Source organism: Aliinostoc sp. HNIBRCY26 (assembly GCF_050235535.1).
Taxonomy (GTDB): Bacteria; Cyanobacteriota; Cyanobacteriia; order Cyanobacteriales; family Nostocaceae; genus Trichormus.
The window spans coordinates 2470694-2496981 of sequence record NZ_CP189852.1 but is presented as its reverse complement, the minus strand read 5'-3'; the positions used below and the strand labels follow the sequence as shown (position 1 = coordinate 2496981).

The 26288-nt window shown below is 42.0% G+C and carries 23 protein-coding genes; 7 read left to right on the top strand and 16 right to left on the bottom strand.

What is annotated here, in order from left to right; all coding sequences use genetic code 11:
• Positions 1 to 23: 23 nt before the first annotated feature.
• The 7 genes from ACQFX9_RS10675 to ACQFX9_RS10645 form a co-directional block, all read right to left on the bottom strand.
• The gene (locus ACQFX9_RS10675) at positions 24 to 1343 is read right to left on the bottom strand and encodes an efflux RND transporter periplasmic adaptor subunit (RefSeq protein WP_427161977.1); all 1320 of its coding nucleotides are present in this window, start codon (positions 1341 to 1343) and stop codon (positions 24 to 26) included.
• A 478-nt stretch (positions 1344 to 1821) separates the two neighbouring features.
• The gene (locus ACQFX9_RS10670; protein WP_427161976.1) at positions 1822 to 2418 is read right to left on the bottom strand and encodes a hypothetical protein; all 597 of its coding nucleotides are present in this window, start codon (positions 2416 to 2418) and stop codon (positions 1822 to 1824) included.
• Between the two features lie 150 nt (positions 2419 to 2568).
• Positions 2569 to 3423 (bottom strand): helix-turn-helix transcriptional regulator, encoded by an 855-nt coding sequence (locus tag ACQFX9_RS10665; protein WP_427161975.1) that lies wholly within the window; start codon positions 3421 to 3423, stop codon positions 2569 to 2571.
• A 91-nt stretch (positions 3424 to 3514) separates the two neighbouring features.
• Positions 3515 to 4579 carry an NAD-dependent epimerase/dehydratase family protein gene (locus tag ACQFX9_RS10660; protein WP_427161974.1) on the bottom strand — a complete coding sequence of 355 codons (1065 nt, stop codon included), beginning with the start codon at positions 4577 to 4579 and terminating at the stop codon, positions 3515 to 3517.
• A gap of 244 nt (positions 4580 to 4823) precedes the next feature.
• Complete coding sequence (locus ACQFX9_RS10655) at positions 4824 to 5540, bottom strand: pirin family protein (protein WP_427161973.1); 717 nt, start codon at positions 5538 to 5540, stop codon at positions 4824 to 4826.
• Positions 5541 to 5764: 224 nt separating this feature from the next.
• Positions 5765 to 6331, bottom strand: coding sequence for a DNA starvation/stationary phase protection protein Dps (dps, locus tag ACQFX9_RS10650; protein WP_427161972.1), 567 nt, complete (start codon positions 6329 to 6331; stop codon positions 5765 to 5767).
• Positions 6332 to 6842: 511 nt separating this feature from the next.
• Positions 6843 to 7760: a helix-turn-helix domain-containing protein gene (locus ACQFX9_RS10645; protein WP_427161971.1), complete on the bottom strand. Its 918-nt coding sequence runs from the start codon at positions 7758 to 7760 to the stop codon at positions 6843 to 6845.
• Between the two features lie 202 nt (positions 7761 to 7962).
• Between ACQFX9_RS10645 and ACQFX9_RS10640 the strand changes: the two genes are divergently transcribed.
• Complete coding sequence (locus ACQFX9_RS10640) at positions 7963 to 8355, top strand: thiol-disulfide oxidoreductase DCC family protein (RefSeq protein WP_427161970.1); 393 nt, start codon at positions 7963 to 7965, stop codon at positions 8353 to 8355.
• A gap of 102 nt (positions 8356 to 8457) precedes the next feature.
• Here the strand turns inward: ACQFX9_RS10640 and ACQFX9_RS10635 are convergent, their stop codons facing one another.
• A complete protein-coding gene (locus tag ACQFX9_RS10635; protein WP_427161969.1) occupies positions 8458 to 8886 on the bottom strand; it encodes a hypothetical protein in 429 nt (142 codons plus the stop codon).
• A 343-nt stretch (positions 8887 to 9229) separates the two neighbouring features.
• Here ACQFX9_RS10635 and psbQ point away from each other — a divergent pair, with 343 nt between their 5' ends.
• Together psbQ and ACQFX9_RS10625 are read left to right on the top strand one after the other, a co-directional pair.
• A complete protein-coding gene (gene psbQ, locus ACQFX9_RS10630; protein ID WP_427162854.1) occupies positions 9230 to 9697 on the top strand; it encodes a photosystem II protein PsbQ in 468 nt (155 codons plus the stop codon).
• 119 nt (positions 9698 to 9816) lie between these two features.
• On the top strand, positions 9817 to 10902 hold the full coding sequence (locus ACQFX9_RS10625) for an NAD(P)/FAD-dependent oxidoreductase (protein WP_427162853.1): 1086 nt from the start codon (positions 9817 to 9819) through the stop codon (positions 10900 to 10902).
• Positions 10903 to 10984: 82 nt separating this feature from the next.
• On the opposite strand, the gene ACQFX9_RS10620 is transcribed toward ACQFX9_RS10625, so the two are convergent.
• The 3 genes from ACQFX9_RS10620 to ACQFX9_RS10610 form a co-directional block, all read right to left on the bottom strand.
• Positions 10985 to 11701, bottom strand: coding sequence for a DevA family ABC transporter ATP-binding protein (locus tag ACQFX9_RS10620; RefSeq protein WP_427161968.1), 717 nt, complete (start codon positions 11699 to 11701; stop codon positions 10985 to 10987).
• A 58-nt stretch (positions 11702 to 11759) separates the two neighbouring features.
• On the bottom strand, positions 11760 to 12929 hold the full coding sequence (gene devC / locus ACQFX9_RS10615) for an ABC transporter permease DevC (RefSeq protein ID WP_427161967.1): 1170 nt from the start codon (positions 12927 to 12929) through the stop codon (positions 11760 to 11762).
• Positions 12930 to 13098: 169 nt separating this feature from the next.
• Complete coding sequence (locus tag ACQFX9_RS10610) at positions 13099 to 14406, bottom strand: ABC exporter membrane fusion protein (protein WP_427161966.1); 1308 nt, start codon at positions 14404 to 14406, stop codon at positions 13099 to 13101.
• 202 nt (positions 14407 to 14608) lie between these two features.
• Between ACQFX9_RS10610 and ACQFX9_RS10605 the strand changes: the two genes are divergently transcribed.
• Complete coding sequence (locus ACQFX9_RS10605; RefSeq protein ID WP_427161965.1) at positions 14609 to 15445, top strand: TetR/AcrR family transcriptional regulator; 837 nt, start codon at positions 14609 to 14611, stop codon at positions 15443 to 15445.
• A gap of 223 nt (positions 15446 to 15668) precedes the next feature.
• Here the strand turns inward: ACQFX9_RS10605 and ACQFX9_RS10600 are convergent, their stop codons facing one another.
• Complete coding sequence (locus tag ACQFX9_RS10600; RefSeq protein WP_427161964.1) at positions 15669 to 16952, bottom strand: aspartate aminotransferase family protein; 1284 nt, start codon at positions 16950 to 16952, stop codon at positions 15669 to 15671.
• Positions 16953 to 17106: 154 nt separating this feature from the next.
• On the opposite strand from ACQFX9_RS10600, the gene ACQFX9_RS10595 reads away from it, so the two are divergent.
• On the top strand, positions 17107 to 18171 hold the full coding sequence (locus ACQFX9_RS10595; RefSeq protein WP_427161963.1) for a potassium channel family protein: 1065 nt from the start codon (positions 17107 to 17109) through the stop codon (positions 18169 to 18171).
• Between the two features lie 263 nt (positions 18172 to 18434).
• Here the strand turns inward: ACQFX9_RS10595 and ACQFX9_RS10590 are convergent, their stop codons facing one another.
• The 4 genes from ACQFX9_RS10590 to ACQFX9_RS10575 all read right to left on the bottom strand — a co-directional run bounded on the left by ACQFX9_RS10590 (position 18435) and on the right by ACQFX9_RS10575 (position 21423).
• On the bottom strand, positions 18435 to 19493 hold the full coding sequence (locus ACQFX9_RS10590; RefSeq protein WP_427161962.1) for an L-histidine N(alpha)-methyltransferase: 1059 nt from the start codon (positions 19491 to 19493) through the stop codon (positions 18435 to 18437).
• A gap of 204 nt (positions 19494 to 19697) precedes the next feature.
• On the bottom strand, positions 19698 to 20276 hold the full coding sequence (locus ACQFX9_RS10585) for a methylmalonic aciduria and homocystinuria type D protein (RefSeq protein ID WP_427161961.1): 579 nt from the start codon (positions 20274 to 20276) through the stop codon (positions 19698 to 19700).
• Between the two features lie 229 nt (positions 20277 to 20505).
• Positions 20506 to 20712, bottom strand: a complete 207-nt coding sequence (locus ACQFX9_RS10580) for a glycogen debranching protein (RefSeq protein ID WP_103138360.1) — start codon at positions 20710 to 20712, stop codon at positions 20506 to 20508.
• 69 nt (positions 20713 to 20781) lie between these two features.
• Positions 20782 to 21423, bottom strand: a complete 642-nt coding sequence (locus tag ACQFX9_RS10575; RefSeq protein ID WP_427161960.1) for a MotA/TolQ/ExbB proton channel family protein — start codon at positions 21421 to 21423, stop codon at positions 20782 to 20784.
• Positions 21424 to 21698: 275 nt separating this feature from the next.
• Here ACQFX9_RS10575 and ACQFX9_RS10570 point away from each other — a divergent pair, with 275 nt between their 5' ends.
• Entirely contained in the window at positions 21699 to 22814 is a 1116-nt protein-coding gene (locus tag ACQFX9_RS10570) for a precorrin-8X methylmutase (protein WP_427161959.1), read from the top strand.
• A 322-nt stretch (positions 22815 to 23136) separates the two neighbouring features.
• Positions 23137 to 26223 carry a DUF4912 domain-containing protein gene (locus tag ACQFX9_RS10565; protein WP_427161958.1) on the top strand — a complete coding sequence of 1029 codons (3087 nt, stop codon included), beginning with the start codon at positions 23137 to 23139 and terminating at the stop codon, positions 26221 to 26223.
• Positions 26224 to 26288: the final 65 nt, after the last annotated feature.

The window sequence follows — 26288 nt, the reverse complement described above, 5'->3', positions numbered from 1 at the left end:
CCCCAGTCCCCAATCCCCAGTCCCTAAAAAGAATCAGGCACAATTGGCGCGCCGTCTTGGAGATTGAGCAGGCCTGAAACGATGATTTTATCTTGTGGTTGTAATCCTGAAAGGACTTGATAGTTATTGCGGCGAATATCGCCCAGTTGCACCCGTTTTTGACGGGCGACTAATTGCGATCCTCCTTGGGGTGATGTTTCTGTTTGAGCAACATAGACAAAGGTGTTACCGGCAATGCGTGATATGGCTGTTGTGGGAATTAATACCCCTGGACGTTGACTCCAAATTACTCTAGCTCTGATTAGTTGGTCGGCTCTGAGTTGATTATTAGAATTTGGGTAGATGGCTTTAATGAGGACGGTTTGGGTGTCGTTGGTGGCATTAGGAGCGATGAAAAATACTCTGCTTGTACCCAAAACTTGACCTTGGGGATTCATAATCTCTACAGGCATTCCCTTACGTAGTTGGGAGGCTCGTTCTAGAGGGACGGAGACGTTAACTTCTAAGGGTTGGTTTTGGGTGATGGTGGCTAATTGTGTAGATGTGGTAACGAAATCACCCAGTTTTACGGGAATATTCCCCACAGTCCCCGAAAAAGGGGCAGTAATTCTGTAATATTGCAGTTGGAATTGTTGCTGGGCTGTATTTGTCTGTGCTTGCTGCCAAGTTTTTTGGGCTTGGGCGATGCTGGCTTTTTGGGCTTGAATTCTGGATTCTAAGGCTCTAAGATTAGCTTGGGCTATTGACAGTTTGTTGGCTGCTTGGTCTTTAGTTTGTCGAGAAACTGCCCCTTGGGTTGCTAAAGTCGTGTATCTTTGATAATCCTGTTGACTTAAGCGTAAATCAGCTAAATTAGATAACCTTTCGGCTTCTAGGGATCTGAGGGTAGCATAGGCATTTTCTAACTGCGCTCTAGCTGCATCGGCGGCGGCATCGTTCCCCAGGAGTGCGGCTTGTTGTTGTCTGGGGTCAATTTGCATCACGGCTGCACCGGCGGCGATCGCATCTCCTGATCTGACGTATATTTGGGTAACTTGCCCTTGAATTCTCGGTTGCAGCTTTACGGATAGCCTGGATTCTAGGCTAGCGACAAAATCCGTACTGTCTTCAATTGTGCCTACTTGGACTGGTGAAACTTTAACTCTTACCCCTGATGGTTGAGCATTAGCAGCTGGTGCTGGATTTACGGGAGTCAATAATCGCCAAACTACGGCTGTTCCACCAACCAACAGCAACATACCAGCTATTAATAACCGCAATCCCCGCCGGTTTTCTGGGGGTGGATCATAGGATGATTGGGGAAAATTGTCTGGAGAATTGGTTTGAGATTCAGGGGATGACATAGCTAAGAGCAAATCTAAAAAACAAGTTGACTAAAAGTGAATCCACAAAGGAAAGTTGGTAATTGATTTTACAGATTTAGCATGAAGATTTTTGCTCCATTTTGTGCTATTTGACCCAAATATACTTTCTTCTGGTGATTCCCTAATCTACCTAAAGGTGAATGATAAATGATAGTTTACAGTCAAGCGATCGCTATGTCTCACTCTTTCTAGCGGAAAATCGTCTAATTTTACGATTGATATCTTTTTTGATTTAATACTGAAAAAAGAATAAAATTTTTCTCAAAAATTCAAAAAAATGTTCATGATTAACAGCAGAACAAAACAATAAGTAGTAATTAGCAAACGTAGAGGTGTTTTAGCAAACATCTCTACAGATTTCTTATTTCCTTTGCGTTTAAGCTGTGAGCAAATATGATGTTAATAACAATATTTTCTCCGACGAAGTATAAATTTCCAACGCTCGCTACAATTAATGTTAACTAGCTAACTTTCTGTGTTTGTTCACAGGTAAAAAACGCAGCAACATAGCTAACACTAGTAAGCTGAAAAAAGGCAAATAAATCAATGGTGATTGGGTTAGTTTTAGACCAAATTCTACAGTAAAAGCTAACCAAAAATAGTACATTCCTGTAGTGTGTAAAATCTGCCAAACACGTTGGCTTAATAAATTAGCCAGACGACGAAAGGAAGTGAGAGTCATAGCAACTAGGAAAACATATCCTAAAATTGCTGGTACGCCAAATTGAGGACTATGACCAGATGTCACAAACCACAAACCAGTCCAGGCGATCGCGTGGTATGTGTGGGATACTGCCATTGAAAGACCAAAATAGCGGCGATTTTTCAACAGCCAAGCAGTATAAGTATTTGACCAAATTCTGTGTAAAGCAGCAGCCACAAAAGCCGCGACAAATAAGATACAGGAAGTACGCGCAGTTGCTCGAATCGCCATCCGCATTCCCGCCTCATCAATACCCTGGAATAGAAAAATCACAGTTAGAATCGCACCAATCGCCAGGGTAGTGAAGCCAACAATATTCCATCCTTGCCAAGAAAATCTAGTACCTGTCATAATTTTGCGAAATTTTTGACGATAGGTACTGAGTTTAGCGATCGCAGATAGTTACTGTCTTGCCTATCCTACCGAAAAATGTTCTCATCTTCCGAACCACGAGAAAAAAGCCTAGTGAAACTGAATTTTCCCCTTGCTTCCTACCTCTCATCAAAGTCCATCTCGATAGGCTTTTGGCGTAGTAGCGGTGTGTTGACGAAATACTCTAGTGAAATGACTTTGATTTTGAAAGCCTACTTGCTGACAAATTTCTACTAACGGTAACTCATGTTTTCGTAGTAACTGTTTAGCCTTTTCAATCCGGCATTTTGTCACATATTGATGTGGTGTCATCCCTGTAGATTGTTTAAATAAACTCGCAAAATAATGAGAACTCATGTAAACTGAAGCAGCAATTTTATCCAAGGTTAAATTTTGGTCTAAATGTGCATGAATATAGTCAATTGCAGCTTTTAATTTATACTTAGGCAAGCCATTACTACAGTTTGGATTTTGCGGTTTGTGTGATGCGTATCGCCGCAATAAATGTGCAGAAAGTGCCGTAGACATCGAATCCGCATAAAGTTTACTGTCAGCTTGTCCTATTTCTAACTCAGTTTTCAGTGCCATTCCCATTTGCTGAATTAAGGGATCACGTAACTGTAACTGCGGTACAAGTTCGATTTTGTCTACATCAACATATTCACAAACAGCACGAGCTAAAGTTTCTGGCTCTAAGAATAATTCAATTAATCCCACTTCTGATGCAACTTGCACTCTCGGAAGAAGTTGATTTGCAGGAAAAATCATCATATCCCCAGCAGTATAGTCAATATATTGCCACCTGCCATTTAACAGCCATCCTACACGCACATTATCTTGGCAAATCACAATAAAATGCTGATGCAAATTAATTTCCGGCATTTCATCGGCTGGTTCAAGCTCATAAATGAGGTGCAAACCGTCCCATCCGGCTGCATCACTGGAAAGCAAATGTAAATGCTGGGGAATTTCTGGTGCAGACACCGTTACTGTTGAGTTTAGTTGACTGTTTCTAATTTACCAGAGAACATAACTCAGTATGAGTCTAACCCTCTTCACTTCAGCAGGCTATAGTTTACATTTTCCCAGAGGGATTATTTATAAAATTTGCCAATTCAGCTAACCCAAGATCACGACTCACAATAGGAACATAATCAAGTTCTAAGCGTGCTTTACTGTCGTTAAATGTCAATTCCTGACCGATTAACCTAATCATTGTACGAGTAATCGGCGGCACATCTTGGCGTTGCGTGATTGTCCAAATTGTTTCCACCAATAGGGCGATATTCCAAGCTAGCCATCTAGGGATACTTAAGTTAGTTGGTTTGACTCCGGCGATTTGCAGTAATGTCGTCAACCATGTACGAAACTGCACTACATCTCCATCGCTCAGAAAGTAGGATTGTCCTCCAGGACTCCGTTCGGCTGCTAAAATTGCCCCATGACAGACATTGGCAACATGAGTTGTCATATAAGGATAATTGCCTTGATCAATCCAGACAAATTGTCGAGTTTTGACTGCTTTTACTAATTGAGGTAAAGCATGATCGCCGTTACCCCAAATCCAAGAGGGACGAACGACAGAAGTTCTAAATCCCGGCCGATTGGCTGCAATGACTTTTTGTTCAGCAATGCTTTTTGTCGCAATGTAAGGCGAAAATTGAGGTTGCTGGAGAGGGTATGATTCATCAATTTGAGATAGAGGTTGGCTATTGAAAACAGCAGCCGATGCACCAATTTGAACAAAGCAAGGAACATTCGCCGCTTGTGCAGCCGCTAACACACACTCAGTTCCTACAACATTGGTTTTGTAGAAATCTGCATATTTCCCCCAACTGCTTAAATAGCCTGCAATATGAAATATAACGTCGCAATCTTGCATTCCTTGAGTCATTGCTTGTTGATTGAGCAGATCACCTAGCACGGCTCTAGCTCCTAATTGAGTCACCTGTTTTGCTGTTTGCTCCGATCGCGCCAACGCTACAACTTCATCCCCTCGATTACGCAGCATTGTAATCATACAGCGACCAACAAACCCAGAACCACCTGTAACAAAAGCTTTCATTAGACTCTCCTCCAACTTTTTCCCTACATGATGTTGTTGATGAGCGATCGCCATAAATAGTAAAAAAAATAGCATGAATATTATTCATGCTAATAAAACTATAAGATGTTAGTTATCTTGAAAATTTAGAACTCATAATTGTATAACCAGTCAGAGTTCTAGAAGCCATGATAGCTTCCGCATTAGGGACTTCCAGATAAAAAATATCCAAACTGTAGGGTGCGTCAGTATGAATAATCTCTTGGTATAGTTAGGTTTTCTCGCACTGACGCACCCTACTAAGCTGTTTATTTGGGATAATTTATTTTTTGGTGTTCCCTTAAGCTAAATCGAAAAGTAAAAATTCTGTACCAATGCTAGTACCAATTTCTAACTTTTCTTCGCCATTGATTTGCACACCATCACCTGCTCTTAATTCTTCTCCATGCAAAGTTGCAACACCTTGAGCAATTTGTAACCAAGCATGACGATTTGATTTGAGATGATAATTCACTACATCACCTGGTTCTAAAACAGAGGCGTAGATATCTACATCTTGGTGAATAGTAACAGCACCATCTCTTCCATCTTTAGCCGCAACTAAACGAATTTGACCGCGTTTTTCTTCAGCAGAAAAAGCTTTTTGTTCATATCTGGGAGCTAGTCCTTGTTGATCAGGTAAGATCCAGATTTGTAATAGATGTAGTGGTTCAGTTTGGGAATGGTTAAATTCGCTGTGGTAGATACCAGTACCAGCACTCATAATTTGAACGTCACCAGGACGAATAACTGAGCCTGTACCCAAACTATCTTTGTGTTCCACTGCTCCTGATAACACATAGGTCAAGATTTCCATGTCTCGATGTCCGTGGGTAGGAAATCCTGCACCGGGTGCAATGCGGTCATCGTTAATTACTCTGAGAGAATGGAATCCCATGCGATTGGGATCGTAAAAACTGCTGAAGGAAAATGTGTGATAACTGTCGAGCCAACCAGTTTGACTACGACCGCGATCGCTGCGACCATGAATTAAATAGTTAATGGTATTAGGAGACATAGATTTACCTCGCTTTCTACTGTTTTTAATATTCAAAAATATGAATCTTTTAGAGCATTTCAACTAATCTTTAACTAGTTCATTCTCTAAAGTTCTCTGCCTGAATTTGAACTATCTAAATAGTAGAATATATACCAATAAAATGAAAAGTACGCACTTGAAAGTGGCGTACTTACCAAAAGGATACTATTGGATTGGACAAGCAGAAATTCCCTTAAAAATATTTACTTCACCGCAGCTGTTTGTGGAGTTTTAGCACTAGCTGCACCGTTTCCGTTTTTGATTGCTGATGCTTGCAGATGTGCTTCTAAGAACCATAACCGTTTATCAATGGTGCGGGAAACCTCTGTGTAAAGGTCAGCAGTATCAGCATCACCTAATTCATCAGTTTTAGCGATCGCTTCTCGGATATGCTTGGCATAGGGTGCAAAGCGGTCTGCTAAAGCTGCTACGTGTTCTTGTCCATCCAAAATATCAAAGGGATATTCTGGCAATATGGAATTTTCAGCAGCTTTGCGAGCTGTGCCAACAGCATATCCACCTAAAGCGGTGACTCTTTCTGCCACCATATCAACAAACTCTTCTAACTCGCCTGCTAGCTCGTCAAATAATTCGTGTAACTGATAAAAATCAGTCCCTTTCACATTCCAATGAGCTTGTTTGGCTTGAGTTTTTAAGTCTAAAGTTGCTGCTAAAGTTTGGTTGAGAAGGCTGACAACTTGCTCTCTGACTTCAGCAGGAATGTCAATGCGAGTGGGGTACAAACGTGTTGATAGAGTATTTTTACTCATGATTATACTTAGTGGCAGGTCAAGGAAGAGGACAAGGGGGCAGGGGGCAAAGGAGCAAGGGGAAGGATATTTCCTCTGTCCCTTACCCCCTACCTCTTCTGCTCAGAATTAACTTTACAAATACTATTGTGAATAGCAGATTTTCAGAAACGATCTGACGATAGATAGTCTTATAAAAGCAAAATTACTAATGACAGATGACTAAAACGGCTAAATATGTTAATTTAAAGCCATTTTTGCCATTAATTTAACTATGATGGCTATCTATGATACTAAATTTACCACCATACAGGCGATCGCCGATTGTATAATTTTGCTGCAAGTTTTGAATATTAGTGGTGAGTGGTGAGTGGTGAGTGGTGAGTAATGAGTGCTGAGTGGTGAGTGCTGAGTAATGAGTAATGAGTAATGATTCATTAGTTTTTTTACCCTAAACCATTACACCCCAATCCCCAGTCCCCAGCGAAGCACTGAGCTTGTCGAAGTGTCCCCAGTCCCCAATCCCCAGCCTTTAAATTTTAGTTTGCTCTCTGTATGCTCTGGGTGTAATACCTGTGAGTTTACGAAATACATTAGTGAAGTGACTTTGACTTTGAAAGCCAATTTGCTCACAGATTTTCTCGATGGGTTGGTTAGTCTGAATCAGAAGCTTTTTGGCTCGTTCGATTCTGCAATTCATCACATATTGATGTGGAGCTAAACCTGTTGATTGTTTGAATAAGCGCGAAAAATGATACATACTCATATCCACTATCGCGGCGATTTCTGCTAAAGCTAAATCTTGCTCCAGGTTGTCATTAATATAAGCAATTGCTTGTTTGAGCTTCCAACTAGAAAGACCTTTATCTTTGGAGTAATAAAGATTATTGGCACTTGCTACACAATAATGTTTGAGTAAATGCACGCAGAGTGTATTCGTCAAAGATTCGATATAAATGCGGCTACTTTGATCATGAAATTCTAGTTCTGATTTGAGTGCTAGCCCGATGTGGTGAATTAATGGATCTGGGGCAGCAAAGCGCGGCTTGATGTCATATTCTTGCCAATCTCCTGTTTCAATTGCTACCCGTTTCAAAAACGCTGGTTCGATGCCAATAACTATAAACTCAGCTGGCGATTGCCAGCGTGATATGTGATTGATATGAGCAGGTATGATGGCTACATCACCATTGGCAATATTTTCTGCTTGTAAATTTCCGTCAAATACTCGCTCTGCCTTATTGATGATGGGTTCTAGGCTGATAGTAATGGCGTGTTGTTGCAGAAGGTGTTCCGGGGTTTCATGGCCGGGCTGTTGATGAACGTCAAAGCGCAACCCTTCCCACTTTTGATAGTAACTAGAAATCTGTGGCGATCGCGGTAGAATTTCACTATAGGAATCCTCTTGAGCAAAATCGACACTTACTATTTTCTTTTCTGACATCATCATATCACCCTCTCACCCACAAGTTTTTATGTTCTTGTTTCAAAAGCTACTCTAGAATTTCAACAACATCAAGACAATTGGTTACGATGCGTATTTACAAGAATTTACCAATGAAGTAATACTTAATGGCATTGAATTGCATTAATTAACCATATCTTAAGATATTTTGCATAAAATTGTTAATAAGCAAAGATGGTTTTTAAGAATGAATTATTACTTAATCTACGATGGCAACTGTAATCTCTGCGTTACTCTAGTGCAGCTACTAGAGACTCTAGACCAAGGAAAACTGTTGCGTTACGTTCCTATGCAGGATGAGCAAAGCTTAAAGCAATGGGGTATTACAGAACAAAATTGTCAACAAGGCATGATTTTAGTAGATGCCAATGCACCTGAGAAACGCTGGCAAGGTAGTGATGCCGCAGAAGAAATTGGTCGCTTGTTACCTCTTGGTAGCATCTTCGTAGACGCATATCGAGCCTTACCCGGAGCAAAATGGGCAGGCGATCGCTTCTACGAACAAATTCGGGATAATCGTTATACCATCTTCGGTAAACGTGATAGCACATATCAATCGGTTTACTGCGTGGATTGTTAACTGGGGACTGGGGACTGGGGATTGGGGATTAGGGATTGGGGATTGGGGACTGGGTGACAAGGTAGACAAGGGAAAGTAGGGAAAAAAACTAATGACTAATGACTAATGACTCTCTTTGTTAAATACTTCTAAAATTTGTCGGCACACTTGTTTTAGTTTGTCTGCAATTTCAACGGAAGGTAGTGATTCACCGACGAAATCCCACGTTTCTATCGTAGACAACCGCCAAACTTCGCCACGGTGATCAAACCCAGCTGCTTCTAAGCCAATAGCTCTTCGTGATTTCGTGATCGGGTCTTGGTGAAACCGGATTTGAATTAAAATACTGCGACTGCGCCAAGATTTACTCACACCAGGAAAATGAAACCCAATGTCTATAGAATCTGGATCAACTAATTCTCTGGTGTCTGGGTCATTTTTCCAGGGTTTTAAATCTGATTTGGCATCAGGAAACTCGAATTTGAACAAGTTAACTGCTGTAGCAATCTTGCTGGCGAGTTCAAGGTTAGTTGCCTGTTCAGCTGCATTCACGAAAAACACTCCTTGATTGGAACGGACTTAAAAGGTGGGAGTGGGGACTGGGGATTAGGGACTGGGGACTGGGGAGTAAAAAGTTAAAAGGTAAAATATATTGTTATGGTGACTTTTTCTGCTGATTTCCCAATTCCCAATCCTTGATACCTAATTCCTAATATTAAGTAATTGTACTTAATATTTTTCTAAAAATAGCTCATCCTGAGCTTTTTGTAGGAAATAGGATGGAGAAATATCAAAAAATTTCTACAAAATCATTTGCTGGTGGGAACGATAAATTGCCTCAGCGATATAAAATTACACTGTGAATCAGCAAAAAGAAACCAACCAATTTCAGTGTATGGCGCGTCAACGCTCAATCATTTCAATACTTATCGCACTTGTAGCAACATTTCTAGTTAGTTGCGGTGGCCCTACTACCGCAGTTGTACCTCCAACTTACACATCTGCTCAACTTGAGAAAATTCAGGTACATTACCCTGAAGTGAAAGCTGTGCGCGATCGCGCAGACGAACTGAAAACCCTGATTCAAAAAGGTGAGTGGATCGATGTGGGTAATTTTATCCACGGGCCAATGACAGAAGCTAGGCTGAGTATGACTTATATCACACCCAACCTACTGCCCAAAGAACAATCCACAGCCCGGCAAATCAACAAAGATTTACTCGGTCATCTGGTAAAAATCGATCAGGCAGCTAGTGCTGGTAATACTCAACTGGCCTTAAGTAACTATAAAACTGCTTTCGCTGACGTTGATAAATTCCTCCAACTACTACCTGCTACCAGCAGCGAATCAGAAGCTAGTTAGAGTAGGGAATGGGGAATGGGGAATAGGGAATAGGGAATGGGACAAGGAGACAAGGTAGATTTTATTCCAATGCCCAATGCCCAATGCCCTATTCCCTAACTTTATGGTCAGCAAAAGTTATGAATGTAGTGATTATTGGTTGTGGCGTGGTTGGTGCGGCGATCGCCTATGAACTTAGCCAAGTCTCAGAACTCAACGTTACGGTATTTGACAAACAACCCCCCGCACAGGCTTCTACTGGTGCGGCTTTGGGTGTTTTGGTGGGGATAATTAGTCATAAGGTTAAAGGTAAGGCTTGGCGATTGCGACAGGCTAGTATTCAACGTTATGAAACTCTGATTCCTGAGTTGGAAGCATTAACAGGACGTACTATCCCTTTTAACCGTCAAGGTATTCTCAGCTTGTGTGTAGAGGCAGAAAATTTAGCAGGTTGGGAAAGTTTAGCAGAAATTCGTCACTCCCAAGGTTGGCAATTGGAAATCTGGGACAAGGCGAAACTTACAAGTATCTGTCCCCAGCTTGATCATCCTCAAGTGATTGGTGCTGTCTATTCTCCTCAAGACCGCCAACTTGACCCCACAGCCTTGACGTTGGCTTTAGTAGAAGCAGCCCAACAAAAAGGTGTAAATTTTCAATTTGGTGTCAATGTTTTAGGTATCGACACGCCAGAAAATGGCAAATGTCACTCTATAGAAACAACAGCAGGCAAATTTCTCTCCGATTGGGTGATTATCTCGGCTGGGTTGGGTTCTACTGCCTTGACAGCCCAGTTAAATCAAAAAATAGATATTCGTCCGGTGCTGGGACAAGCCCTACAAGTATCTCTAGGACATTTGTTAGGTAATCCTGACTTTCAACCAGCCATCAATGGTAATGATGTACATATAGTCCCCATTGGTGGTGGAGATTATTGGATAGGCGCGACGGTGGAATTTCCCACAGATAGCGATGAGATTCTCGCCAATCAAGAATTATTAGAGTCAGTTAAACAGCAGGCGATCGCATTTTGTCCAGAATTAGCTAATGCCAAAATCGTCCGCACTTGGTCAGGTTTGCGCCCACGCCCCGAAGGTCGCCCAGCCCCAGTCATCGGCGAACTGCCAGGATTAGATAATGTTCTACTAGCAACTGGACATTATCGCAACGGCGTTTTACTCGCTCCCGCTACCGCCAGTATGATTAGGGAAAAAGTTATTAGTCAATAGTCAATAGTCAATAGTCATTAGTCATTAGTCATTACTCAGCACTCAGCACTCAGCACTCAGCACTCATTAGCTCCCTTATCCCCTACACCCCTACCTTCTGTTCCCTCTCGCCTACGGAAACGAGATAGCCGTCTTCCATGTAAACGATTCTGTCGGCTATATCTAAAATGCGGTTGTCGTGGGTGACTAATAAAATGGTGCAGTGTTGCTCTTTGGCTAGTTTTTGCATTAGTTCCACGACATCGCGGCCGGATTGTTTATCTAGGGCGGCTGTGGGTTCGTCGGCTAGGACAATTTTGGGCTGGTTAACTAAAGCACGGGCGATCGCTACCCGTTGCTTTTGTCCTCCTGATAGGCTATCTGGGTAGTAATTTAGTCGATGCCCTAATCCTACTGCTTCTAACATCTGCTGCGATCGCGTCAGCATTTCCTGGGGTGACATTTTTCCTTGCACTTCTAAGCCCATACGGACGTTTTGAATGGCTGTCAAACTACCATGCAGGTTATGTGCTTGGAAAATGTAACCGTTATTGCGTCGCGCTTGGGTTAATTTGCCGCTACTAGCATTACATAGTTCTTGCCCTAAGACTCGCAAACTACCAGACTGAGCAGAACGTAAACCACCGACTAAAGTCAGCAGGGTAGTTTTCCCAGAACCAGAAGGCCCTGTCATAATCACAATTTCCCCTGCTTTAATTTCCAGGTTGATATTAAATAAAACCTGTTTGCGGAGTTGACCACTCCCAAAGTAATGATCCAGGTTCTCAATAGTAATTACAGATTCAAATTTATTAGTCATTAGTTATTAGTCAATATTCATTAGTTATTAGTGATTTTCCGATCACCTGTTACGCTATTTAAAACATATCTGCTGGGTCGGCAGATTGCAATTTTTGAGTAGCTACTGCGCCAGAAATTGCACACATGATAATTGTTAATGACAAAACTACTATAGCTCTCACAGCAGTCATATATATTGGTAAGTTTGTAGCATTAGCTGCTAAACTATACAGTCCTAACGGCACAATAAAACCAGGAATAAAACCTAATACCGCTAATATGATTGCCTCTTCAAAAATTACTCCTAATAAATAAGAGTTGCGGTAGCCCATTGCTTTAAATGTGGCATATTCTTTCATATGAGCATTAACATCTGTGGAGAGGACTTGATAAACAATAATCACACCCACAATGAAACCCATTGACACACCCAAACCGAAAATAAACCCAATGGGGCTTTCTGTTTTCCAGTAATCTTCCTCCATTTTGATATATTCTGCACGAGTCAATACTTTGATATCTTCACTCTTTAAGTAATCTTTTAAATTTGCAGATACCTGTTGAGAGTCATATCCTGATTTAACATTAATTAAGCCTAAGCTAATACTCCCTGATTGTCTTCTGGGAAATAATCGCAGAAAGTTTTCGTCACTCGAAATTAAAGTGCCATCTGCACCAAAAGATGCACCTAATTTAAATAATCCTCCAATGGTGATGGTACGTTTATCTACTTCTGTCGTGACAACTTTGCCTGCATCTATTTGTTGAAAAACTTTTTCGTATTCTCCTCTAGCTCCTCTGTCAAAGAGGAAGGTGTCTGGTAATTTAATTTTATTTAGTTGACTGTTGATTTCTGGTACATTTAAGGCTGGTTGTTCAGGATTAAATCCAATTGCCTGTACTGTAGTTTTCCGCCGAGTTTGGGGATTTTTCCAAGTAAGTGAACCAATATATAAACCCTCTGCTGACTTGACACCAGGTACATCTGCCGCTTGCAAAAGTCGTCGCCGTGAGAAGGTAGCCAAGTTTTGCATATTACGACTTTGGGGGCTAATTAATATGATGTCAGCAAGAAAGGTACGATTCAGGCGAGTATTACTGTCATACAAGGCACTTTGAAAGCCCATTTGCATGAAAATTAGCACATCAGCAAACGCAATACCTGCTAAAGCCACAAGTAAGCGGTTTTTATTATGGCTAAGTTGTAACCATCCCAGGGGTGTACGGCTTTGTATTTGTTGGAACATAATTTTGGGGATTGGGGATTGGGGATAAAGGCAAAAGGCAAAAGGCAAAAGTAAAAAGAAAGGAAAAGATTTTTTTGCCTTTTTACTTTTTCTGGGATTGGGGATTGGGAATGAAAGTGAGTTCTCCTCTGCACCCTGCCCCTCTGCACCCTGCCCTCTTGTCTCTGACTCATAAGTCAATTACGGCTTTGATTTGCAAGTTGGTAAATTTGGCGGCTTTCTCGCTGGAGGCTTCGTCTAGTTGCACATGAACTTCTACAACTCTGGAATCAATATTTTCACTGGGGTCGGTGTTAATAATGTTTTGCCGTTGTACTTTCCAGCCAATCCAATCTACTTTTCCTTGTAATTGTCCTTTGAGTGAATTACTTGATATCTGCACTTTTTGTCCTGGTTGGACTTTATTGACATCGCTTTGGTAAACTTCCACCACTGCATACATCTGATTGGTTTGTCCAATTTCTACGATGCCGTCGTTTGATACTACTTCACCTGCACGGGTGTGAATGTCAAATATCACACCGTCTTGGGGCGATTTGACATAGGCTTGTACTAAATTGGCTTCGGCTTGTTTGGCAGAAGCTACCGCCCGATTCAATTCGGCTTGGGCGGCGGCTATATCTACGGGGCGGACTTCAGCTATTTTGTCTAAAGTTGCTGCGGCTGCACTTACTTGCTGGTTATTGGTGGCGTTGATTCGGGCTAGGGCGGTTCTGGCTTCGCTGATTTGTTTGCGTCCGGTAGCATCAACTTTTTGCAGGTTGGCTTGGGCTTCATCCAACTGCTGTGTAATGGTGTCTACATTTAACTTTTTGCTATCAAAGGCAGATTGGGAAATTGCCCCATCAGTATAAAGTTGCTGGTAGCGTTGAAATTCGATTTGAGCGTTTTTTAATTCTGCTTCTAATCTTTTAATTGTGGCTTGCTGGGCTGTGGTTTCACCTTGCCACTGGGCTTCTAGTCTAGCTACTGTTTGCTGTTGTTCTCTTTCATTTCCTACTTTTTGCGCCTCTAAGCGAGCAATCTCTGCTCTTTGCGCTTCTATTTCACCAGATTTCGCCCCTGCTTTGACTTTGGCTAGGTTAACTTGGGCAACTTTTATGGCGGCTTGGGCTTCTTGATATGCAGCTTGTAGGCGATCGCGATCATCTAAAATGGCTATTACCTGTCCATTTTTTACTCTATCCCCCTCTTGGACTAGGAGTTTCTCTACTCGGCTTCCTTGACTAGATGAGGGTGCGGAAACTTTTATTACCGTTCCTTTCGGCTCTAATCTACCCAAGGCTGTCACAGTAGTTACCTGTGGTAGCGCAGCTTGAGTAATTTCACTAGCACTAGATGCTTGTTCCTGACTTTGCCAAAATTTATAACCATTGAGTCCAGCGATCGCAAAACCCGTAGCTGCTGCCAGTATGATAAATGGGCGAGAGCTAGGCTTGAAAAATGCGGAACTTTTAGCTGCTATATCACGCACCATAAGCCCTCTTTTTTCTTTCGTATGCTTAGTAAACTATTTAGTTTAGTTGTATGTAACTAGACTAAACCGTCCATTACAATAATGTCAATATTAATCTGAAAAAATAAAAGGGTATAGGGGTGTGAGGGTATGAGGGTGTAGGGGTGTTAGCTTTAGTCCCCAATCCCCAATCCCCAATCCCCAATCCCCAATCCCCAATCCTATGAAAAAAAAGAAGATCCACATAGAAGACAAAATAGATGCCATTCTTACGGGTGCAATACAAGAGTTTTTGACACATGGCTATGCTGCTACGTCGATGGATAGGGTGACAGCGGCCGCAGGTGTTTCTAAAACCACTGTCTATAGCTACTTTCAAGACAAGGAAGGACTGTTTACTGCTTTAGTTCAACACCTCGCAGAAAAAAGATGTTTGGCAACTCTAGATGAGCAGTTTTTGCAAGGAGACCCCCCAATAGTTCTTCGTTACATAGCAAACGATGTTTTGGATAAAGTTAATCAAGAACAAGACTTATTAAGCTTAGTTCGATTGATTATCGGTGAGTCGGAGAGGTTTCCTGAACTAGCCAGAATCTTTGTCCGCAACGTCGATAAGCCTGGCATAGATTTGGTGAGTCAGTATTTTGCGAAGCATCCAGAATTACAATTACCTGACCCGCAAGTAGCAGCACGTATTTTTATGGGGACTTTAATACATTTCACGATTATTCAAATCATGCTGCATGGTCAGGACATTTTACCAATGGAGCGCGATCGCCTCGTTGATAACTTAGTCAACCTGATGACAACTAATCTCACTTCTGGCACACTTCATCATCAGTCTTCTGACACTCAGCAAAAATCACCCAAACGCAAACGCAACTCCACCGGTAAGTTTCAGATGCAGTACGCCAATGAACCTAAACAACTTAGGTCTATTAGACTGACGGATACGGCTTGGGAAAAGTTAGCAGAATTAGCGGCTAAACATAACATCAGCCGTTCTCAAGCCATTGAAATCTTTGCTCGTCAAGGTTTTGTAGACAATGAGAATATTTAATGTATATACATGGATGATGAAAGATTTAAGATATATAACTTCCCTCTGACAATATGTATATACATGGATGATTACTATACTTGACAAAATTTATCCGCGTGTATCTGTGTTAATCTGCGTTTAATTATTGTCGTTTTACTGCACTAATCTGCGTGAATAGCTAAAAAAATCACCCGCCAACAGCGATCGCGGTTAGCGGGGGAGTTGTGAAGCTTGATTATGTCTAAACTGCGAGAGAAGCGATCGCTTTCTCTACAGCTTGCAACGCCTCATTGACTTCTGCTTCACTGACAATCAAAGGCGGAACGAAGCGTACAACTTTTGGCCCGGCTGGAACCAGCAATAAGCCTTCATTAATAGCGGCTTTGACAACTTCTGGTGCAGTTAGTTGGGTGTCAGCTGACAATTCCATCCCGTTAATTAAACCCCAACCACGGACTTCAGTAATGTGATGGGGATATTTAGCGGCGATCGCGCGTAATCCGGCGCGTAACTGTTCGCCTCTAGCTTCCACATTCTGCAAGATATTTTCTTTTTCCAAGGTTTGGCAAACACTCAACGCCACCCCACACACAAAGGGATTTCCGCCAAAGGTGCTGGCGTGTTCTCCTGGTTGAAAAACATCGCAGAATTTCTTACTCATCATCGCACCGATGGGGATACCGCCACCCAAACCTTTAGCACTGGTAAAGATATCTGGTTCAACCCCCAGGTGTTCATAACCCCAAAGTTTACCACTGCGTCCCATACCCACTTGTACTTCGTCGAAAATCAACAAAATACCGATTTCATCGCACAGTCGCCGCAGTTTTTGGAAGTATTCCACATCTCCAGGACGCACGCCACCTTCACCTTGCAATGGTTCGATGAGAATAGCGGCGACGCGATAATCCCCTTCGTCTAACTCAGTTACAGCACTTTCAACAGCACTGATATCGTTATAGGGGACGTAGTGAAAGCCAGGTACTAAAGGATCAAAGTATTTTTGATACTTTGGTTGTCCAGTGGCGGTAATAGTTGCCAAAGTTCGACCGTGGAAACTGGCGTTAGCTGTGAGGATAATAGGGTTTTCAATGTCTAGGACTGTATGGGCATATTTACGCGCCAACTTGATTGCAGCTTCGTTGGCTTCCGCGCCAGAGTTGCAGAAAAAAACGCGATCGGCGCAAGAATGTTGAATAATCCATTTAGCTAATTCCCCTTGTTCGGGAATGTAGTACAAATTAGAAACATGATGCAGCTTTTGAATTTGCCGTGTCACCGCTTCCACCATTGCTGGGTGCGCGTGTCCCAGGGTGCAAGTAGCAATTCCAGCGACAAAATCTAGATATTCTTTACCTTGAGTATCCCAAACTCGACACCCCGCACCCCGTTCTAGGGTAATGGGAAACCGAGCATAAGTAGACATAACAGCTGAGTCAAAGCTGTCTGTACTAAAGGGATGAGATGCTAAAACGCCTGACTCTGGGGGGTTTGTGCCTTGCTCAAGTAGAGTTTGTAGGCTCACTACCGCTCCTCCTAAAAGTTTTAGATAGTATACTTACTTACTTACTAGTTTCCTAGAAATTCTACAAAATTGCTTGGGATTTACGATATCTCATACTTTCACTTGGGTCTAACATTATATATCCTCAAAGGGTAGGCAGTGGTGAAATATAACTTTGTATTCAACTCTTGAGCAGAAGTACCAACGGATTCAGAGAGAATTAATGAGCGGGGCGATCGCGCTCGGTGGTGTGTGTTTCATTGGCACTTTTTGGTACAAGTTCGTAGAGGGTTGGTCATGGGAAGATGCCCTTTACATGACAGTTATTACTCTAGCTACGGTAGGATTTGGGGAAACGCGTCCTTTGGGTAGCCGGGGAAGGTTGTTTACTATTGCCTTGATTTTGTTGGGTGTCATCAACATCAGTTACATTGTCAACCGCTTTACAGAAGCGGTAATTCAAGGTTACTTTCAACAGGGAATTCGACTCCAACAACAGAGGCGGTTAATGGAATCTCTCTCAGGACATTACATCATCTGTGGATTTAGTCGCACCGGTCGCCAAATCGCCAAGGAATTTCGTGCTGAAGGTGTGCAGTTTGTCGTGATTGATTCCGAACCAGAATCTGTAGAAAGGGCGCAAAATGAGGGTTATGTAGCCTTTCAAGGGGATGCTACTCTGGATGATTCATTACTGAAAGTGGGAATTGAACGAGCTATTTGTATTGTGGCGGCTCTCCCTTCTGATGCCGAAAATTTATACACTGTATTATCTGCAAAAACACTGAATCCAGGAATTCGGGCGATCGCCCGCGCCAGTACGGAAGAAGCGTTACAAAAATTACAACGTGGTGGGGCAGATGCCGTCATTTCTCCCTATATTACAGGAGGCAAGCGCATGGCTGCTGCTGCCCTCAGACCGCAAGTTTTAGACTTTGTAGACGGAATTCTTACAGGTGCAGACCGCCAATTGTACATGGAAGAATTTTTACTTGACCCAGCTTTTTGTCCTTTTGTGGGTCAAAGTTTGCAAAAAGCCAAACTGCGATCGCAAACTGGCGCGTTAGTTTTAGCCATTCGTCGTCTCAATGGTACTCTCATCGGCGGCCCCACCGGCGACACCATTTTAATGCCAGGAGATACCTTAATTTGTATGGGTACAGCCGAACAACTACGCAACCTTAACCAAGTCCTTGTCCCCATCAATTCCCAAAATTTGCGTAAACCTAAAAATAGCTGATACCAATTCACAATTCGCAATTCGCAATTCGCAATGGACTAACGTCCCGCTACGCTAACGCAATTGATAAATCCTGACTTGATAAGAAGGGTTTCTGGGTTTGGATCTGTATCAGAATTTTAGTGAATTGGTATGACCCTCTGAATTTTAGATTTTGGATTTTGGATTTTGGATTGAAGACCTAGATTAGGTAAATAAACTTAACTTAGAGGAGTCCGGTTTGATTTCTATACCCAATCCCCAGTCCCCAATCCCCAATCCCTTCAATCAGCCACCTGACACATCATCATAATATGCGTGCAGTATTTATTAGTTTGATAGTGAACAAGTTTTAATCCAGCTTGTTCTATTTCTTGTAACAGTTCAGGTATTTCATGTTTATGATGTCGCCAAATAGTAACCTCATCAGCCGCAAATAAATTCACATTTTTATCTATTCCTTGAGACTGAAAATTTATCGTGTAATTTTGCCGAAATTTCAGATTAGCAACTACACTATCTGTTACTGAATCATACTTTCTGATCAGTTCACAGTCCTCATATTTAATCCCTATACTGTTTTTAATCCACTCATATATTTTGCCTGCATGGTAATCACAGCCACCTCTAGCTCTACCATCCCATGTGGAGTTAGCACCGATTTCATTAGTGAACACCAATAAATCATGCTTGCCCATACTATCTTTGAAATTCTTGAAAACTTTGATTCTATTTTGATGGTTGCCAATTGTCACTCCTAAATGTAGGAATATATTGGCGATATTTTTTGTTAACTCCTCAGTTTGATTTTGTAACAATTCTTGAGGAATAAAACTATTTTCGATATCTATAGCTTGGCTGACAAACTCAATTTTCGGAAACCATTTTTGGAAATTATTTCTCGATACCTTTAATAATTCTTCACTGACATCTAGAGCCACATACTTATTAACTCTATTTAATTTATGTAGTTGTGAGATGAATTTCTTAGCTGGATAGGAATTACCTGCACCGACATCAATAACATTGATTTTTTCACAGTCATGAAAATAATGATTGATGTAGGCAAAGTTTTGCTTTAAAAGTTCAATTTCTACATTTGATGAGCGATACCAGCGAGGAATAATATATTTTAAATAGAAATCATCCCAAATTTTCGCTCCTCTACCTTTATAAGAATATTTTAAGGGGATTTCTCGTCTCACCTCTAAGGCGTGAATAATCTCTAAAACTTCTGCCTCAGAAAACAGAGAGTAAAACTCAGAACTTGGCTTAGTTTTGTAACTACTAACACTTGACTTATCTGAGAAAATTTGTGAATTTTGATGAGGACTTTGAGCCATTATTCTGGGTTAATACTGAAAATCACGTAATCATCAGTATACAGATTTACGGCGATAGTATCCCAAGTTATTTTTTAGCGGCGTAAAAATATACTACGAAGCCGATCTATCCACTTATTGACATCAATCTAAAATCCTCAAGTCTTGTAATCGAACTTTGTCCCGCTACGCTAATGTGCTCGGAGTCAATCTAAAATCTAAAATCTAAAATTGATTGACTAATACCTCTTGTTCAATTTCCTCCCACCCGTGCATCAATGCTACACTTTTGATTGCCAATTCCAACATTACGGGTGGCGCAGTAGAAATAAAAACACTAGGATAAACTGCTGTTCCCCAAGTGGGATGAACTAATACACAGCATTTATTTTTTAGCACTGGGTAGTTAAGTAAAGCCTTGACAACAGCTGTGTCATTATGTGGGATTTCCCCAGGACGAGAAAATAGGGGATAGCCAGTGCGAGGGTCTACAAGGTCGGCTAAATAACCGCGATCCTTCAGATTAAAGGCTAAATCGCAGCCAAATCTCATAAACTTTTCTCGTAAAAGCTGCTTTTCTTGTTCAATTTCTCGGCTACTCTTTACTAAAGGATAGCGCGATCGCTGTAAGACAATCACCACCCAAAACTGCGGTTGATGTTGCCAATCAGGGAAGATGCGATCGCGGTTGGCACTAATATACTCACTAGGAGGATGAATAGAAATTTGCACAGCCTGTCCCATTTTGCCAACCAAATTAATGGGACTGCTGGGTGTGACAGCGTAAACTTGAGGATAGTTCACAACATTGATTAGATTTTTGCAAATTTTTAATTGATTCTTTAGGATCGATGATAACTCTTAATAATTCCAAAAAATCAACATTAGATCAGGAAAATTTTTTTCCTGTTTAATCATTACCAATCAATGGTGAAACTTTAATCTAGTTTTTATTGTTTATTAACCTAATCTGATGCTGAGGCAGTGAACAGCTGCTTTTGCATTAGTGAATTTTTGCTTTTGCCTGTGTTTACTAATTTAGTTTTAAAGCATTAACTGGGACTTCATCCCAAGAATCTACTGTCCGCAATCGTGCTACCCAACCGCTTGCTTTTTGCAGATCAGTCAAATTCCCCTCAAAAGACTCATGGCAATCTTTAGCTTGAGACTCATCACAACAAGCAATGCAGGCATGAATCATCCCAGAGGGGTCGATTTGCTCATTTACCCAGATGGTCATAAACTTAACTCCACAAATGATTTACAGTTTTAATATACTAATTACGGCTGCAAAACCAAATTTTTTCCGTCAAAATTTATCTTTTCGTTCGTAACGACGACGATAAAGTAATTCTAATTGACCACCATATTCTTGAATCCAGGCAATTTGACGCTGATAGAGTCCCCGAAAGCTATTGGCAAAGAATAGCGTAAATATCGCCACAATTAAGCCGGACGCGGTAGAAACCAAAGCCTCACTAATACCATCTGTCACACCTGCGGTTTTCGTCCCACCTACATCGCCAATATCTAGGGAAGCAAAGGAAGTAATTAACCCTAAAACAGTACCCAAAAGACCTAGAAGTGGTGCTAAACCGATGATTGTATCAAAAATATTTTGAAAGCGTTTGAGTATGGGGATTTCGGCTTGTGCTTCACTTTCTAAAGCTAGGCGAAATTCCTCTGGGGTAGGTTCTTCCAATTCTAAAGCAGCCAAAAAAATCCGCGCGATGGGTAAGTCTGCATTTTTTTGCAGATGATCTAAAGCACCGACGACATTATCTAGACGGTAAAGTTTTAGGACTTCTTGCACTACACGATTTTGTTTACCAGTAATTTCTACCCAAAAGCGAATGCGTTCGATAATTAAGGCGACTGCTAACACTGAAAATAGTAGCAGCGGCCACATAACTATGCCACCAGCCTTAAATAGATTCTGAAAAGCTGTCATGGAATTTTACTCACTCAAGTCATGCACACCCAGGTTAGCAGATTCTTGATTATCTATTGATATTACAGAGTCAGGGTGTCTGACTTTTCAGGGAATTAGGATAAATACCTCTAGTTCTGTCAAGATATTTTTATGGCCAATTATTCCTTGATGGTACAAGCCCCCAGATTTATCCGTGGGTATTAATTGCGAATTGCGAATTGCGAATTGCGTTAGCGTAGCGGGGCGTTAGCCCATTGCGAATTGTACTGACACTTAAAATATAAATTATTCTTATGTTCAATGATGGTTGTTTGACGATTAAAGAACTCACAGAAGCTGTGGGGGGTGGAATTAGTCCCCGAATGGTGCGACATTACCATGAGTTAGGTTTACTGCCACAGCCACAGCGATCGCCTAGCAACTATCGTCTCTATACTGAACAAGATGTGATGCGCTTGAAAAGGATTGTGGCTTTGAAACGGCAGGGGTTTCAACTCAATCATATTCGCCACATTTTAGAGTTAGAACCAGAAGCCGAGACTAATCATAATTTAATAGCTCAGTTACAGCAACAATATCGCGCTGTGATCCAACAAATTGTGCAACTACGCCAAACTGCTGCCGCTTTAGAGGGATTATTAGGACGCGATCGCCATTGTCAAATTATGCAAGCAGAAGTTCTGGCACAACTCAAGTTACTAGATGTAGAAACCCAAGCCGGATTAGGGGATTTAACTAAACTCTGGAGTGGTTTAGATGCAGAAGTTCATACTCATTCTGAGGTGTTCGCTGAATCTTTGCAAAATTTACTTCCCGATTTATCACACTGTTCTGAAATTGACAAACACTTAATTTCTCAGTTAGTTTTAGCCTGTGGCGATGTCAGTTTAGTATCTTTCGTGAAGGTGAGTAAAGATGCGATCGCCGCTAGTCGAAATAACTTAGCTGCTGGTTGTGAAATTGTAGTTGATCTCCCCACAATTGCGGCGGCTTTAGACCAAACAAGATTAGCTCATTTGGGTTGTCGAGTCACAACTTTAATTGATGACCCCCATGTTAACACTGCCCTAGAAGCTGAACTAGAATTTTGGCAGCATCAAGAATGGCGAGAAAGATTAGAACAAGTTAGTCCGAGGTGCATATTTGTGATTGGTTACGCGCCTTCAGTATTACTAGCTGTCTGTAACGCCATTGCACAGCAAAAAATTCAACCTTCACTGATTATTGGAATGCCTATTGGCTTTAGTCATGCACCCGCCGCCAAGCGTCAACTGATGCAGCAAGAGTTACCCTTTATCACCATTGAAGGGACGATTGGTGGCGGCTTACTCGCAGCAACTACGTTGAATTCCTTAGTAGAGTCATTGATTGCTAAACCAGATTGTCATTGTTATCTTGGTCATTTGTGATATTAATTTGGCTGCTGATTTTTTACTAGCTAAAATTTTGATGCTGATTAATAAAAATTGTTATGATTTCTTTCACTAATTCTAGAGTGTGCTAATTAATTTAACTGTCTATGTAACCAAAAGCTTTAGTATAATACTGGTCAAAATCTGTACACTTAGTGATTATTTATACTCAAAAATAACATAAAAAACTGGGGAAACAATTGACACCAGATGTATAATAAGCGCGTCTCCTCCTGCATCAAAAGTTTATTCATGAGCGAATTTTGAATTGGTATTAGACTGGTCGGCTTTCTGTTTCCTGTACCTTGATGAGCGGCATATGTGGCAACAAGAAAAAAAAGATAGTGGGATAGTCCGTTTAGCATTATTGCTAGCCTTAACCACCTCTCCCGTAGCAACAAACCTGTTGGTGTCGGCCTCTGTGCTGGCGCAATCTGGAACTGAAACGCCGTCGTTTCCAGCCCCACAAACAGTGGCCAGTGGAACGACATTGCGAATAGGTGACTCTAGTGGCTTTGCAGCCTTTAATCAAAATTTGCAACAGAGTTTTCAGCAACAGTTTGCTGGTACAAAGGTGGAATTGTCAGCCAATGGGACGGAAGCAGCCCTCAAAGCCTTGTTAGATGGACAAATCGACATAGCAGCAATTGGTCGAGGTCTCACTCCACAAGAAAAAGCTCAAGGTTTGGAACAAGTCAGACTACACCGAGAAAAAATTGCCATTATCGTAGGAGCAGACAACCCCTTTCAAGGCAGCTTGACGGATAGACAATTTGCGAGAATCTTTCGGGGAAGAATTACCAACTGGGGGCAAATAGGCGGTACAAGGGGTAAGATTCGGGTGATTGATCGCCCAGATATAAGTGGTACGAGAGAAGCCCTGAGTAATTATCCCGTGTTTCGCGCGACTAAGTTTGCTACAGGTGCAACTGCTACCCAAGCAGCACAAGATGACACCGTAGAGATTGTCAAACAATTGGGTAAGGATGGTATCAGCTACGCCAGAGCCAATCAAGTTGCCAAACTACCTGGTGTGCGGATTCTGAAGTTACACGACACATTACCAGAAGATCAGAAGTATCCTTTTTCTCAGCCCTTTGTTTACGTTTACAAAAAAGATCCTAGTCCTGCGGTTGCGGCTTTTCTGGGATTTGCCTTAGCACCCCAAGGACAGCAAGCGATAGAAGCAGCGAGAACAACTGAGGCGGAAGCGATCGCCAAAGGTGAATCATCGTCATTGCTAGCGGCTGCTAGTCCGGCTAGTACCCCTGCAATTACCCCAGCTGCTACCACAGAAGCGACAACCACCGCCAGTGTTTCTCCTACAGATGCAGCTACACCACCTACAGCTACAGCTACCACACCAGAGGCGACAAATTCTCCTTTTCTACAAAGTAATAACACCTCCGCAGTTACTAATTTAACTCAGCCCTCAGTAGTAGCACCACCAGAAAATCCCCAAACCGATGGTAGAAACTTACTGTGGTGGTTGCTCTTACCTATAGGTGCAATTGGTGCTTCCCTATTATGGTTTACACGACGCTCTTCACCAGAGGCGGAAGTAGAGTCAGACACTAATCCTTCTCCACAGCCCCTTTCCCCCACGGGCGATCGCACCACCAAAACAACAGTCCAACAATCTCCCCTACCCCTCCCACCAGAATTAGAGCAGTCCCCTTGGGATATGGAAGCCCCAGCTACCATTGTTAACACTTCCTATCCGCAAATTGTAGATACTGCCAAAAATGAAGATGCTACGCCTGAAAGTTCACCAGAGGTGTTGAGTGAGCTAAATCCAGAAGAAGAAGCCCCCACTGTCCCAGAGACAGAAACCAATCTCTGGGTGATGACAGAAGAGCCTGAAACTACCGAAGAGGTGGATTCATATGTACAAGTAGCTGTGACGGATGATACTCCCAATTTAGAATTTGCAGATGATGTCAATGCGGCACTATCCGAACCCGAAACCAGTAATATAGAGTCTATATTTGACCAGTCGGTAGCTAGCAACGATGATTTAGAGGATGAAACATCATTGACAGATGCACTGGCTGATCTACCAGATGTTGCTCCTGATGATTTCGCCACCGCAGATGAGCAGATAGAATGGGGTGAAGACACCCAGCAAGATACAAGCTCTATTGATATAGAGTCACTATTTGATGAACCAGAGGCGACAACTGAGTTAGTTGCACCCACACCAGATGAGGAAGATTTAGCTAATGTTCTTCCCCAATTTGCGGAGATTCCAGAAGATGCACTCAATCTAGTTGCAGATGAGGCTGAACCAGCAGCAGTGGAAACTCTGGAGGAAAGTAATCCTAGCAATGATTTAGCAGCTTTAGTGGGTGGTGCAGCCGTCGTGGGTGCAGGAATTGGGGCTTTGGCTAGTATTGATGGGACGCAGGAAACTGCCTCAGCAGAAACACTGGAGTCAACACCAGCAGTGGATACAACCCCTGATGAACTTCCCAATCATGATGAAGATAGCAGTATTGTTTTAAAACCCCGTAGTGCAGAGTGGGCGTATGTTTCCTGGTATATTTCTCAAAGCGATCGCCAGCAAATCCCCCAAGAGGCAATATCTGAATTAGCATTGCGACTCTACGATGTGACAGAAATTGACTTGAGTTATCAAGAACCTGTTTTAGTCCAACAATATAAATGCGAACCAGCAACCAGTGATCACTATGTCTATATTCCCACAAGCGATCGCAATTACGCCGCCGAAATTGGTTATGTCACCACAAACAATACTTGGGTGAAAATCGCTCGTTCTGAGTTAGTACGTGTCTTCAGTCATCCACATACAGCCAATGTAGTTGGAGATGTCGCCATCATCGATGAAAACAGTCAAATTTCCCTCACGCCACGCACTCCTAAATGGGCTTATGTCTCTTGGCAAATTTCCGAGATATCCCAAACAAAACTACGGGAGGCTGGCATCTCGCAATTAGCACTGAGACTGTATGATGTCACTAGCATTGACCTGAGTTATCAAACTCCCCAACTAGTACAACAATACGAATGTGAAGAAGTGATTCGCGATCGCTATATTGCCATTCCTCACAGCGATCGTGATTACATGGTAGAAATTGGCTACTTCTCACAAGGAGAACGTTGGGTAATCATCGCTCGTTCCGCTAATGTTCATGTATTTAGTCGTCCGCATGGAGATTTTTGGTTTGTCGCTGATGCAGAGTTAATTATTCACGGAGCAACAGAACCAGGCGCAAGCGTCAATATTGCGGGTAAACCTGTCACACTCAAATCAGATGGTACATTCCATTTACGCGTACCCTTCTCTGATGAATTAATTGAGTATCTAATCACCGTATCATCTGCCAACGGAAAACAAACTACTAATTTACACAAAAAGTTCTCTCAGGAAACCGTAGATAACTAGTAGTCTGCACACAAATTATGTATAGATCATAGATACCCGACTGTTTGAAACAGTCGGGTATCTAA

Bases quoted from the DNA above. Each gene is read 5' to 3' on its own strand.
- devC (WP_427161967.1), bottom strand. From the start codon at position 12,929: ATGTTCCAACAAATACAAAGCCGTACACCCCTGGGATGGTTACAACTT.
- ACQFX9_RS10625 (WP_427162853.1), top strand. From the start codon at position 9,817: ATGAATGTAGTGATTATTGGTTGTGGCGTGGTTGGTGCGGCGATCGCC.
- ACQFX9_RS10610 (WP_427161966.1), bottom strand. From the start codon at position 14,406: ATGGTGCGTGATATAGCAGCTAAAAGTTCCGCATTTTTCAAGCCTAGC.
- ACQFX9_RS10645 (WP_427161971.1), bottom strand. From the start codon at position 7,760: ATGATGATGTCAGAAAAGAAAATAGTAAGTGTCGATTTTGCTCAAGAG.
- ACQFX9_RS10565 (WP_427161958.1), top strand. From the start codon at position 23,137: ATGTGGCAACAAGAAAAAAAAGATAGTGGGATAGTCCGTTTAGCATTA.
- dps (WP_427161972.1), bottom strand. From the start codon at position 6,331: ATGAGTAAAAATACTCTATCAACACGTTTGTACCCCACTCGCATTGAC.
- ACQFX9_RS10655 (WP_427161973.1), bottom strand. From the start codon at position 5,540: ATGTCTCCTAATACCATTAACTATTTAATTCATGGTCGCAGCGATCGC.
- ACQFX9_RS10580 (WP_103138360.1), bottom strand. From the start codon at position 20,712: ATGACCATCTGGGTAAATGAGCAAATCGACCCCTCTGGGATGATTCAT.
- ACQFX9_RS10575 (WP_427161960.1), bottom strand. From the start codon at position 21,423: ATGACAGCTTTTCAGAATCTATTTAAGGCTGGTGGCATAGTTATGTGG.
- ACQFX9_RS10590 (WP_427161962.1), bottom strand. From the start codon at position 19,493: ATGGCTCAAAGTCCTCATCAAAATTCACAAATTTTCTCAGATAAGTCA.
- ACQFX9_RS10675 (WP_427161977.1), bottom strand. From the start codon at position 1,343: ATGTCATCCCCTGAATCTCAAACCAATTCTCCAGACAATTTTCCCCAA.
- ACQFX9_RS10660 (WP_427161974.1), bottom strand. From the start codon at position 4,579: ATGCTATTTTTTTTACTATTTATGGCGATCGCTCATCAACAACATCAT.
- ACQFX9_RS10640 (WP_427161970.1), top strand. From the start codon at position 7,963: ATGAATTATTACTTAATCTACGATGGCAACTGTAATCTCTGCGTTACT.
- ACQFX9_RS10670 (WP_427161976.1), bottom strand. From the start codon at position 2,418: ATGACAGGTACTAGATTTTCTTGGCAAGGATGGAATATTGTTGGCTTC.
- ACQFX9_RS10605 (WP_427161965.1), top strand. From the start codon at position 14,609: ATGAAAAAAAAGAAGATCCACATAGAAGACAAAATAGATGCCATTCTT.
- ACQFX9_RS10620 (WP_427161968.1), bottom strand. From the start codon at position 11,701: ATGACTAATAAATTTGAATCTGTAATTACTATTGAGAACCTGGATCAT.
- psbQ (WP_427162854.1), top strand. From the start codon at position 9,230: ATGGCGCGTCAACGCTCAATCATTTCAATACTTATCGCACTTGTAGCA.
- ACQFX9_RS10570 (WP_427161959.1), top strand. From the start codon at position 21,699: ATGTTCAATGATGGTTGTTTGACGATTAAAGAACTCACAGAAGCTGTG.